11 protein-coding genes are annotated in these 11,858 nt (G+C 26.6%); 4 read left to right on the forward strand and 7 right to left on the reverse strand.

Annotated elements, in window-relative coordinates; translation table 11 throughout:
* Positions 1-731 precede the first annotated feature (731 nt).
* Both AEBR_RS06365 and AEBR_RS06370 read right to left on the reverse strand, forming a co-directional pair.
* Positions 732-2,258: a FecR family protein gene (locus tag AEBR_RS06365; RefSeq protein ID WP_129087620.1), complete on the reverse strand. Its 1,527-nt coding sequence runs from the start codon at positions 2,256-2,258 to the stop codon at positions 732-734.
* Positions 2,259-2,267: 9 nt separating this feature from the next.
* A complete protein-coding gene (locus AEBR_RS06370; RefSeq protein ID WP_129087619.1) occupies positions 2,268-3,584 on the reverse strand; it encodes a tetratricopeptide repeat protein in 1,317 nt (438 codons plus the stop codon).
* A 146-nt stretch (positions 3,585-3,730) separates the two neighbouring features.
* On the opposite strand from AEBR_RS06370, the gene AEBR_RS06375 reads away from it, so the two are divergent.
* Positions 3,731-4,405, forward strand: a complete 675-nt coding sequence (locus AEBR_RS06375; RefSeq protein ID WP_129087618.1) for a response regulator transcription factor — start codon at positions 3,731-3,733, stop codon at positions 4,403-4,405.
* Position 4,406: 1 nt separating this feature from the next.
* A complete protein-coding gene (locus AEBR_RS06380; protein ID WP_129087617.1) occupies positions 4,407-6,236 on the forward strand; it encodes a sensor histidine kinase in 1,830 nt (609 codons plus the stop codon).
* A 110-nt stretch (positions 6,237-6,346) separates the two neighbouring features.
* On the opposite strand, the gene AEBR_RS06385 is transcribed toward AEBR_RS06380, so the two are convergent.
* From AEBR_RS06385 to AEBR_RS06395, 3 genes are all read right to left on the reverse strand, one after another.
* A complete protein-coding gene (locus AEBR_RS06385) occupies positions 6,347-6,910 on the reverse strand; it encodes a TetR/AcrR family transcriptional regulator (RefSeq protein WP_129087616.1) in 564 nt (187 codons plus the stop codon).
* A 71-nt stretch (positions 6,911-6,981) separates the two neighbouring features.
* A complete protein-coding gene (locus AEBR_RS06390; protein WP_129087615.1) occupies positions 6,982-7,383 on the reverse strand; it encodes a cupin domain-containing protein in 402 nt (133 codons plus the stop codon).
* Positions 7,384-7,386: 3 nt separating this feature from the next.
* A complete protein-coding gene (locus AEBR_RS06395; protein ID WP_129087614.1) occupies positions 7,387-7,767 on the reverse strand; it encodes a tautomerase family protein in 381 nt (126 codons plus the stop codon).
* 250 nt (positions 7,768-8,017) lie between these two features.
* On the opposite strand from AEBR_RS06395, the gene AEBR_RS06400 reads away from it, so the two are divergent.
* Positions 8,018-9,622: a phosphoethanolamine transferase gene (locus tag AEBR_RS06400; protein WP_129087613.1), complete on the forward strand. Its 1,605-nt coding sequence runs from the start codon at positions 8,018-8,020 to the stop codon at positions 9,620-9,622.
* Positions 9,603-10,289: a phosphatase PAP2 family protein gene (locus AEBR_RS06405; RefSeq protein WP_129087612.1), complete on the forward strand. Its 687-nt coding sequence runs from the start codon at positions 9,603-9,605 to the stop codon at positions 10,287-10,289. The genes AEBR_RS06400 and AEBR_RS06405 overlap by 20 nt, the downstream gene beginning before the upstream one ends.
* Positions 10,290-10,386: 97 nt before the next feature.
* Here AEBR_RS06405 and AEBR_RS06410 read toward each other — a convergent pair whose 3' ends face one another.
* Together AEBR_RS06410 and AEBR_RS06415 are read right to left on the reverse strand one after the other, a co-directional pair.
* Positions 10,387-10,836: a Fur family transcriptional regulator gene (locus AEBR_RS06410; protein ID WP_128982920.1), complete on the reverse strand. Its 450-nt coding sequence runs from the start codon at positions 10,834-10,836 to the stop codon at positions 10,387-10,389.
* Between the two features lie 192 nt (positions 10,837-11,028).
* Positions 11,029-11,793, reverse strand: coding sequence for a sulfite exporter TauE/SafE family protein (locus AEBR_RS06415; RefSeq protein WP_129087611.1), 765 nt, complete (start codon positions 11,791-11,793; stop codon positions 11,029-11,031).
* Positions 11,794-11,858 lie beyond the last annotated feature (65 nt).

The raw sequence follows: 11,858 nt of genomic DNA on the forward strand, positions 1-11,858 counted from the left end.
TGTATTAATTTCTTTATATAAGGTTAAACAGGTGACACTTTTGGGTGACACCTTTGTAAGAATTATTATATATCATAAAAAGTTAAGAGAAAATAGAAGACCCTATTTTAGGGCTATAAAGAACTAAAATACATCTTAAGGAAACATAAAAAAAGTGGATTTCCTCCTGAACACGGATGTTCGAATCATCCTGGGGTCGCCAATCTAAAATTACTATAGAATGGCTATTTTATTCATTAAACTTTAACCCCATAGCCCAAGTTTTAAGTAAGCAACAGCTGTTACTGGCATAAGAAAGTTCACCAGCTTTTTTAAAAATCCGGGGACAGGATACTAATTAATTGCAAATTGTAATATTTTTAATAGATAGATTTAATTTTTGTATCATTTTTTTATACCTAAAATTAAGGAGATTAAAATGGCAAGAATAAGAAGAATCGTACTTCCAAATACTCCCCATCATGTAACACAAAGAGGTGTTCGCTTACAGAATATTTTTTTTAAAAATGATGATTATCAATGCTATAAAGAACTCATATTTACTCAATGTAAGACTTACTGTCTTACATCTTATAGTTATACCAAAAAATAAAGAATTATTGTATAAAGTATTAGGGAAAATTAGTGAACTCAATAATAAGGTTACATAAAATATCCCCTACACTGGAAATTTATAGCTTTCCCAGTTTGTGATGAAGTGGCGATGGTATTTTTTATTTTTTTAATCCCTTTTATTTAGGTGTAGCTAAAAATATCCCAACCCCTTGTATATTATTTGTTTCATCATCAAAGTTAAAGTTTCCTGCACTTGTTTCCATTCCACTTCCAAAAAAAGAACCATGTAAGCTTCCATTTATAGGGTTATTTTCATGAGTTAATTTTGATGAATAACCTGAACTATTTATTTTGCCATTATTAAACCCTATGTCATAGTTTTTTTCATCATTAATCACACCATATTTTAAGTTCATACTCCCTGTAAAAGAGTTTATCCCTGCACCAAAATCAAATTTAAAGTTCAAAGATGAACCACCGCTATCAATGTCGTATAAAGTATTATTATCAACTATATATCCACCTATATATCCAGCAATATCGGTATCAAATGATTTAGTAGTTTTTGAAGTATTATTTATTAAACTACTTATATAACTTGTATCAGTTTTAACACCTGCAATCCAATATGTTTTGTTATAAGGATTTTCTACTGAAAGCCATGTTCCATCTGCTAGGAATTTCTCATCTGTTGTTATATAAGAGTAAGTACTTATTTCCGTAAAAGCAGCATCAGTAATATTTTGGTTATTTATAATTATCAGAGAGCCATTTTCATTTTTCCCCACTTCTCCAGTTTGAAGAGAATAAGAATTTCCATCATCCTTTGCTGTAATTACATACCCAAGTGTTGAAAAACCAGAAAAACTAGTATGTTCTGTAGGGATATCAGGCTGAATCTCAGGTTTTTCAGGATTAAGAGGAGGTGTATCTTCTAAAACTGTAGGAGGTGTAGTAATATTTTCTTTAGGAGGTGTAACCTTTTCTTTAGGCGTAGTTCCGTCATTTTCACTACTAGGTGTAAGGGTTCCATCTTCATCATCCTTAGCTCCTGCTTTTTCTTCTTCAGTAGAAGTAGTGCTCTCTTTAGTTTCTGTTGACTCTGTACTATCACTAGACTTAGCATTTAAACCTTTTTGAACACTATCTAAGGTATCTTGTTCTAAAGACTCTGGAGGAGTTGGGGCTTTACCTTGTGGAAGTCTTGTAAACTCTTGCTTATCAACATTAACAGTAAAATTATTTGCAGTAACACTAATAGCACCATCAGTACAAATAATGATTTGTTGATTTCCTATAATAGTAGTTCCTCTAATACCAATAGTTGCACTTTTAGTTCTAAGCTTAAATCTCTCTTTATTGATTTTACCTATTGCTCCAGTAATAGATTTAAAAGAGCCTTTCATAAAGCCAAAGCTAGCCTTAGAGTCTTCTGGTTTATTTGCATCATAAACATAATCAAAGATATTTAAAGTAGAATTTTGTCCTATAGTAATAATAGTATTATCATTCATGGTAATTTGTGCTTTAGAGCCTTTAGAAGAATTTATAACATCATCTTTTTCTAATTTCTCTCCAAGTTTAGCTAGGATAGTATTTGAATCCCTAGAGATTTTAATATCACCAACTAAAGCTGTTATTTGTCCTATACTAGCAAATAAAAAGTTTGCAAGGATAAAAAGTAATAAGAGTATTTTTTTCATGTTAAATCCTTAAAATGTATAAATCAATGAAGATTTAATAACTTGTTTTTTATAATCAAAGGGTGCTTGGTTTGACATATTGTTTGTAACTGTTCCTTTTAGGGCAAAGATTAAGTTTTCTTTTATTGGTCTACTTATTCCAATAGAGACACTATTTATCTTATCAACTCTTCTCGATAAAAAGTTAACATCCCTATCCCTATAGATTACTTTTTTACTATTTATATTTGTGTTCAGATTAAATTTATATGGTAAAGCTAAACTATTTTCTAAGCCTATTTCAAATGATTCTTTACTTATATCTGTTCTTTGTTCATATATTTCTAACTCTTTGCTATATGAAGTATCTAAAGTAAAAAGTCCAAAGTTTTCTGTTTTATATTTTAAACTATTTGTTAAATCAAATACATAGGCACTTTTTTGTTTATCTTCTTCTTGGTCATAGAGTTTTTTACTTAGTTTAAAAGTAATATCATTTAAAGTTGTTTGTGCAAAAATATGAGAGTTTGAAAATATTAAATTATAGTTTTTTAAATAGTCTTTATCATTGTATCTAACATAATCTATTCCAAGTCCAATGCCATATTTATTTGCTCCTTTGTAAAAGGTAGGAGTAGAAGTAAATGAGATAACATCAATATTACTATCTTTTTTAGTATCATAATCTTGGGTATAAGCTACAAGGCTATTATTTAAGGAGAAATTTTCATTATATTTATATACATGGTTTATAACAGCAATCACATCATAATAATAATCAGATTCTTCTTTAGCATCATTATTTAAAGTTAAATCAGTTCCTAATTGGGGTACAAAAACTAAGTATTCACCTGCTGTTGCTGAGTTATTTACATTTGAATCATAACTTAGATCAAATACTAAAGCTCCACTTATAAAATGTTTTTGCATAGTTTGTTTTATGTAAATAAGTCTTGATGCAATACTCTTTTTTACATCAGCTGGAGTATTTGCATTTACTAAAACAAAATTAAAATCTTTTATTGCTTGAGTATAGTTTTTTAGCATCAAATTACTTTGGGCTATTTCTATTCTTGCTCTTAGATTATTTGGTTGAGCAAAAAGTATTCTCTCATAATAACTTATTGCTATATCATATTCACCTTGCTCATATTTACATCTTCCAAGATAGAAGTTTAGATTTTGATTTTCCAAATCATTTTTTGATAAAGAAATAAATATTTCGTAAGCTTCTTTATAGTTTCTTTCATTAAACAGTTTTACTGCTTGATCATATGAGGTTAAACTCTCTTTTGAAAACAGTAGTGATGTTATAAAAAGTGTTAGAAATAATATTTTTTTTGTCATTTAGGAAACTTCTTTTTTGTGAAATAATTTTTAATAGTTAAATATTAGCAACTCAAAATCATTGCAAAATCATTAGAAAAGCAAAAGATTTGTAAATTTTAGAATCTATTTTTATTTTTATTTTTTTTAATGATATAATCTATTCTATGAATAACTTAGATATATTAAAAGAATTAAATGTATTAAATGTAGATGATAATATTCAAGCTTGTGAAAATATCAAAAAGACTTTGGAATATTATTTTAAGAATGTATTTATAGCTCATAATGGAGAAGAAGCATTAGAGGTATATAATAAAAAAGAGTGTCATCTTTTAATAGTAGATTATGATATGCCTATTATGAATGGTTATGAATTTTTGTCAAAAATAAGAGAAAAGGATGATGAAATATCTGCTATGATTATAAGTTCTTATGATGATAAAGTTAAACTCAAAAATGCAATTGGCTTAAATCTTTTGGAATATCTTGTCAAACCTTATGGTTTGAATGAATTAAAAGGTGTTCTAAATAAATTTGTGAAAAGTTTAGAAAAAAAGGAGCTACTAAGGTACTATGTTACTGAGACTCTTTTTTACGATAGATTAAAAAAGACTTTCATTGATGACTCAAAAGAGTATAAATTTACCTCTTATGAAATAAAACTTATCGAATATCTTTTTAGATATAAAAATCAAGTTATTAAATATGATGACCTTCTATATATTTTAGAATCAACTAATCAAAAATCTTTGATAAATTCAGTTTATAATATAAATAAAAAACTAAATATCAAACTTATAGAAAATGTAAAAGATATGGGATATTGGTTGAAAAGATAGCATGAAGTTTTTTATTTTATTTTTTATTTTTATTACCTCAATTTTTGCCCATGATTTAGATGTTGTAGAAAAGTATTTTGTAGATACGAATAACTCTTTAAATATACAAGAGATAATGAAGCACAAAGATGATTTTATTCCTATAAAAGAGTACAATTTAGGGATAATAAAAAGTTCTGTTTGGATAAAAATCGATTTAAAAAATAACACAAAACAGAATTTAAAAAAAAGAATAAATAATAAAATGGCAGGAATAAATTTAATTGATGTTTTTTTAGTAAAAGATAATCAAATAACAAAAACTTACAAACTAGGAAATCTAAGAGAACATAATAAAAGAGAGAATGATTTTAGGATTTCTTACTTTGATATTGAACTTCAACCTTTACAAAAAGTAGAGATATTTATAAAACAAAAAACTTATGGCACTATGGAAATAAGGTGGAATATAGTTAATATCAAAGATTTTGAAACGTATTATTTTCTTCAAGGATTGATATACGCATTTTTTACCGGTATTTTACTTGTGATGATTGTTCTTGGTTTTACTCTTTATTTTATTTTTAAAAAGAAGCATTTTTTAATTTATTCTTTATTTACCTTATCTGTTGGAATTTTTCAACTTACCATAGCTGGATTTTTATATCAATTGGGTATTCCACTTGATTTAAATAAATTTTTCACCTTTTTTATTCCTGCTTTTGCAATGATTTTATTTGGTTTGTTTCCCTTATATTTTTTCAATATCCAAAAAAATGAATTTAAAATTACACAAATAATTATAAAAATATCTATTATTTTACTTACTATTTTTGCTTTCACACAGTTCTTTTATCGTATTTATCCTGATGTATTTTATTTTAGTAAATTTTATGTTTTGATTATCTTTTTACTTATGTTTACTATTTTGATATTTTCAATTCGAATGTTTCTTTTAAAAAAAGATGGTTCTATTTTTTATTTATTGGCAAATATTGTTTACTTCTTTTTTGGAGTCTTGTATATACTCGTCGCTTTTGGTATTTTAAAATATGAAGGTTTTTTATATTACTTCATTTCAATAGGAGCCATTGGGCAAGATATGGTTTTAGCTATTGGGTTGATTTATTCTGTATATGTAATGAGAGAAAGAAATGAGAAAAATATTGAACTTTTAGGTGAATATTCAAAACTTAGTTTTATAGGGCAAACCATGGTAAATATCTCCCATCAGTGGAAAGAACCTATAAATAATATTTATAGCAGTATCACTTATATAGAAGCTGCTCGTGAATTCAAAGATAAAAATATAGATACAATTATTGATAATAATCTTAAAATTATAAAAGAGACAACTTCTTACTTAAAAGAGACAGCCCTTGGGCAGTTGCATTTTTATAAAGAAGAAAAAAATATTGAAGAAGTTGAGTTTTGTGAAGAGATAAACTATGTAATAAGACTTATGGAAAAGGAGTTTATAAAAAAAGATATTAAGATAAGTTTTGATTGTAATGATAAGCTAAAAATAAAAATAGAGAAAAACTATTTTCTAAATGTGTTAATGATTTTATTTGAAAACTCCCTAAAAGCTTTTGAACGACGAAAGATAAAAAATCCTAAAATAGGAATTTTTGTAAAAGAAATAGAAAATAAACTCGAAATTATTTTTGAAGATAATGCAGGTGGAGTAAGTAAAGATTTTATAGAAAAGATATTTGAAAAAGATTTTTCAGAGAGCTCTTCTACGGGAATAGGTTTGTATTTAGCAAAAGAGATAGTTTCTCAAAAGCTAAATGGTCAAATAACAGCAGAAAATAAAAATGAGGGCTTATCTTTTAAAATAGTTATTTAAAAAATTGAAAGCCTCTTTTTGAAATAGGGGACAGAAGATGATAATGATTTGGCATTAAACAATAAACAAATATTTTAATTTTATATTTATTCTTTGCATCTAAACTAATTTTAAAGTTTGAAAAAGTATTTATATAAGCACTCTATACATTTGATATATTCTTTATTTGATTTTGAAAGTTTAGATAAAAGTAGTCCACCTTGAATAGTAGATATGATAAATAAAGATGATGAGTAAACATCTATATCATTTTTTATCTCTTTATTTTTTATAGCATCTTTTATACAATTTTCAAAAATACTTTGCCATGAGTTTATACACTCTTGTAAGGCTTTTGATATATCTTCATCTATATTTGATAACTCTAAGATAAGGTTTCCTAAAGGACACCCTTTATCAAAATTATTTTTTCTTAATTCTAGTATTTTTAGAAGTTCTTTTAGTTTGTCTTTTTTTAGTGTTTCTAAGCTTTCATATTTTTTTATTGTTTGAGGATAAATTCTTTCATTTATTATTGCTATTATTAACTCTTTTTTAGAACTAAAATGGTGATAAAATCCACCTTTTGCAACATTTGATTTTGTTAGTATTGTACTAAGACCTGTTGCATTATAACCATTTGTATATATCTCTTCATATGCAATATCTAATATTTTATCTCTTAACGAACTCATTTTTTAATATCTTTATATTAAATTTTCTACAGACTATTTAGTCTGTAGAAAGGAGTATATATTTATTTGATTTAATTGTCAACATAATCCTCGACGATAAATCTATCAATTGAGGTATGTGTATGACTACATCCAGCAATACAAATAAGATTCTCATCACTTGTATTTATTAGTTGATGTACTTGTTTTGCTTTTACATTTATACATTCTCCTTGTTTTATATATCTTGGTTGTTGCCAATTTATTTTACCGTTTTGTTCTTCTCCTAAGATCATTATTCCTTCACCTTTTAGTATTTGGTAAGTTTCATTTCCCTTTTGATGATAGTGTGCACCAATTTTATTTTTTGATTTGATTTGTAAAGCATATAAATTAAAAGTTTCACCCTCAATCAAAGATGAGATTTTTATACCAACTTTTTCATCATAAACTGCATTTTTTAGTGCATGTTCTATATTTATAATGTCTTGCATCTTTTATATCTCCAACATTTGAGCAAGTCCATCTCCAAAACTCCAGTTTTCTATAGATGTTTCACTTATTGATATAAAAACACTACTTTTTGAATAACTAGTACTTTTTTCTATAGCTTCTGAACAAGCTTTGTATAGATTTTTCTTTTGTTCTATTGTTCTTCCCTCTTTACATAAAATATTTATATAGATTATCTCTTTATATTTTACATTTAAATACTCATCTGGGAATACTAAGTTTTCTTTATTTACTTGTGTAAATACATGAAATTTATCTTTCAATGGAATATGAAAGTGTTTCATTAGTGAAGAATGAATCGAATCAGATATATTCATTTTTTCTTCTTTTGATTTTGTATTTGTATATATTCTTACGAATGGCATATTATAAATCCTTTTAAATTAAAATACAGACCGGTCTGTCTGTAGAAATTGTACGCTTTTAGTTTTCTTTTGTCAATACTAAATTAAAAATATTTTAAAACATAAATAATCTCAAAGTAAAATACTTATCTTAATTAATATAAAAATAGAACAAATAGCCTTTTTAATTTATATCATATATTATTCATTAACCTTTTATTTATCGCTGATTTATTATTGGCTGTTAATATTTGATTTTTAAAGGAGTTAAATGTTAACAATCAGCCGAACAAAATTAATACTTTTGGTTTCACTTTATCTTACATTATTTTATAATTTTACTTTTTTCAGAAGTTTGCTTGATGCTTATCCTTTGGAAGGTATGAATTATATAAATATATTTTCAGTTGTAGTTATTGTTTTTTTATTAAACAATTTTCTGTTTGCACTATTTGGTTTTAAATATTTGATAAAACCTCTATTACTAATAGTTGTTATTGTTTCATCTTTTGTTGCCTATTTTATGGATAGTTATAGCATAGTTGTTGATACGGAGATGATAAGAAATACTCTACAAACAAACTTAAATGAATCAATGGATCTATTTAATTTCAAATTGCTTATTTACTTTTTCTTTTTGGGGCTTTTACCTGCATTTCTTATTTACAAAACTAAAATTTATTATACTTCAAGAAAAAAAGAGCTTATCTCAAAGATGAATTCTATAATCCTAAGTCTGCTATTAATAGCAATAATAATCTTTAGTTTTAGCAAGTTTTATTCATCATTTTTTAGGGAGCATAAACCTCTTAGATATAATGTTAACCCAACATACTGGATATATAGTGTTGGTAAATATGTTAGTAGTTTAAGTAAAGGGGCAAAAGAGGAGTTTAAAACTATTGGAGAGGATGCAAAAGTTGTAGAAGAAGAGAGTGAAGATAAAGAGCTAATTATACTTGTTGTGGGAGAGACTGCAAGAGCAGATAGATTTTCATTAAATGGTTATACAAAAGAGACAAATCCACTTTTAAAAAAAGAAGAGATTATAAACTTCTCAAATATGTACTCATGCGGAACATCTACAGCCGTTTCAGTTCCTTGTATGTTTTCAATTTATGATAAGAGTGATTATGATTATGAAAAAGGTGTTTCGACTGAAAATATTTTAGATGTATTAAATGATACAAAAGATATTAAGATTCTTTGGCGTGACAACAACTCAGATTCAAAAGGTGTAGCTTTAAGAGTTGATTATGAAGATTATAAAACACCAAAAAACAATACAATTTGTGATAAAGAGTGTAGAGATGAAGGTATGCTTGTAGGACTTGATAAATATATTGAAAAGAACAAAGGAAAAGATATATTGATTGTTCTTCATCAAATGGGGAATCATGGACCAGCTTACTATAAAAGATATCCAAAAGAGTTTGAAAAGTTTACCCCTGTGTGCAAAACAAATGAACTTCAAAATTGTACAAATGAAGAGATAAACAATGCCTATGACAACGCAATTTTATATACTGATTATTTCCTATCAAAGGTTATAAACTTTTTAAAACCATACTCAAAAAAATATGAAACAGCAATGATATATTTAAGTGACCATGGAGAGAGTTTGGGAGAAAATGGTATCTATCTTCATGGAATGCCTTATATGATAGCTCCTGAAGTTCAAAAACATATTCCAGCGGTTTTATGGCTAGGCGAGGGGGAAATGAGAGAAGATTATGATCTTGAAAAAGTTAGGAGTTATTCAAATAGAGAATTTACCCAAGACAATCTTTTTCATACATTGTTAGGATTATTTGAAGTTGAAACAAAAAGTTATAAAAAAGAGATGGATATATTAAATGAATCAAGAGTTGATTAATAAACAGATAGTTGTCACAGCTATTTTACTGATTTTTGTATTAGCACTTTTTCAATTTACCAATTTGGATATAGCATTTCAAAGCTTTTTTTATGACTTTAAAACAGCAACTTGGATTTGGGATGCAACAGAACCAATATCCAAGTTCATCCTTTATACTGGACTTAAAAAAGCACTTATTATTTTTGCTGTTATAGTTCTGTTTATTTTAATACTTTTTTGGAAAAGAGATTTTATAAAAGAGTATAGATTTGGAATGATAGTTATAGTTCTTTCAGCTATTATAGTTCCAATGACAGTAATCTCTTTAAAAAATAGTACAAATACTCCTTGTCCAAAAAATATTGAATATTTTGGAGGAAATTACCCTGATATAAAAGTTTTTGACTCTTATCCCAAAGATTTTGTTCAAGAGGGGAAAATACGATGCTGGCCTGCAGGACATGCAAGTGGAGGTTTTGCTTTGATGTCACTTTTTTTCCTTTTTAAAAAAAGAGAAAATAGATTTATAGCTCTTGGCGTAGCAGTTTCAATCGGATGGATAATGGGAGTTTATAAGATGATAATTGGAGATCATTTTTTAAGTCATACAATAATAACAATGCTAATTGCATGGCTTGAGATTTTGATTATTGTCAAATCTCTTTCAAAGGTAAAACAACTCTAAAAAGCGCTCCTTAATAGGAGTTGCTTTTCTTTTACTTTGTTGTAAGTGGTTTAGAAGGTTTTATATTAAAAAGGTTCTATTTTTATAATGATATTATCTATTGACAGTTTTTACACAAACCATAAATTGTCATAACATGATCTTTTAAAATAAAGCCATTTTTTTCTGCAATTTTTATTTGATTCAGTTCTATAAAATTGTCTGAAAACTCAATGATTTCACTACATTGTGTACAAACCATATGGTCATGGTGTTGTTCAACTTTAAACTCAAATCTTTTAGTTCCATCACCAATATCAAGGGCTTCAACCACATTCATCTCTTCAAAAAAATTAAGACTTCTATATACAGTTGCAATACCTATATCTAAGTCAAATTCATCTTGAACTTTTTTTGTAATCTCTTCTGCACTTAAATGCTCATTACTAAAATATAGTATTTTAAGTACTGCATCTTTTTGAACAGTGTTTTTAAATCCTTTTTTTGAAATAAGTGATTTAAATTCACTTAAAAAAGCTTCAAATTTTTTTTCTTCAGCAATTGTCATTGTTAAGTTTTCCTGTACTTATTATCTATAATTGAACCATTAAATATAAGAAAAACAGATAACTTAATATCAAAAAATTTCTTTATTTTTACTCAGGTTCATAAAATTATACAAGCAAAAACTTAACAATAATTGAATGATAATTATTAAATTTATTTACTATAAAAAGATAAATAATGCACTATTTCTGGACTAAAAGATCATCTTTAGAATGTTTGCAAAAAGCATTGAAACAAGTACTAAAACTAAAATTTTTTTTATAAAACCCTCTCCACCTTTTATTGCATAGTGGCTACCAACATAAGAACCTATTATATTTGCTAAAGCCATTGGAAGTGCAACTGTCCATAAAATTTTTCCTGCAAAGAAGAAAGCTACAACTGAACCAAAGTTTGTTGCAAAATTAAGAGGTTTAGTTGAAGCTGTTGAAACTAAAAAATCCAAATGCAGAAACTTTTTCATTGATATTGTAAGATAAGTACCTGTTCCAGGTCCCAATAAACCATCATAAAAACCAATAGGAGCTGTAGCTAAAACAATATTTTTATTAGTTAATTCTGTATTCTCTTCTTTTAAATGTTTACTCTTTTTAAATAGTGCAATCATCCCTATAGCAATTGAGATTAAAATTGCCCATTGGATTATATATTCAGGAATATACATTACAAGACTACTTCCTAAATATGAAGCCAAAAGACAAGGAATAATTGCAATTGAAACAACTCTCCAATTTACTTTTTTACTAGAAGAGTATTTTATTGTTGCCATTAATGCACCAAACATTCCTGCCATTTTATTTGTTGCTAAAACAAAAATAGGAGGTATTCCACTATAAAGTAGAACAGGAACTTGTATCATTCCACCACCACCAGCAATTGAGTCTATATAACCTGCTATAAAGCCAACAAAAATAAAAATTAAAATCCATGATATTGATATATCAGTCACCATTTCCATATCTATTCCTTAAAAAAACGTTATTATATCCAATTAGAAATAAATTACTGCTACTTTTTGTATAT

Source organism: Halarcobacter ebronensis (assembly GCF_013201825.1).
GTDB lineage: Bacteria > Campylobacterota > Campylobacteria > Campylobacterales > Arcobacteraceae > Halarcobacter > Halarcobacter ebronensis.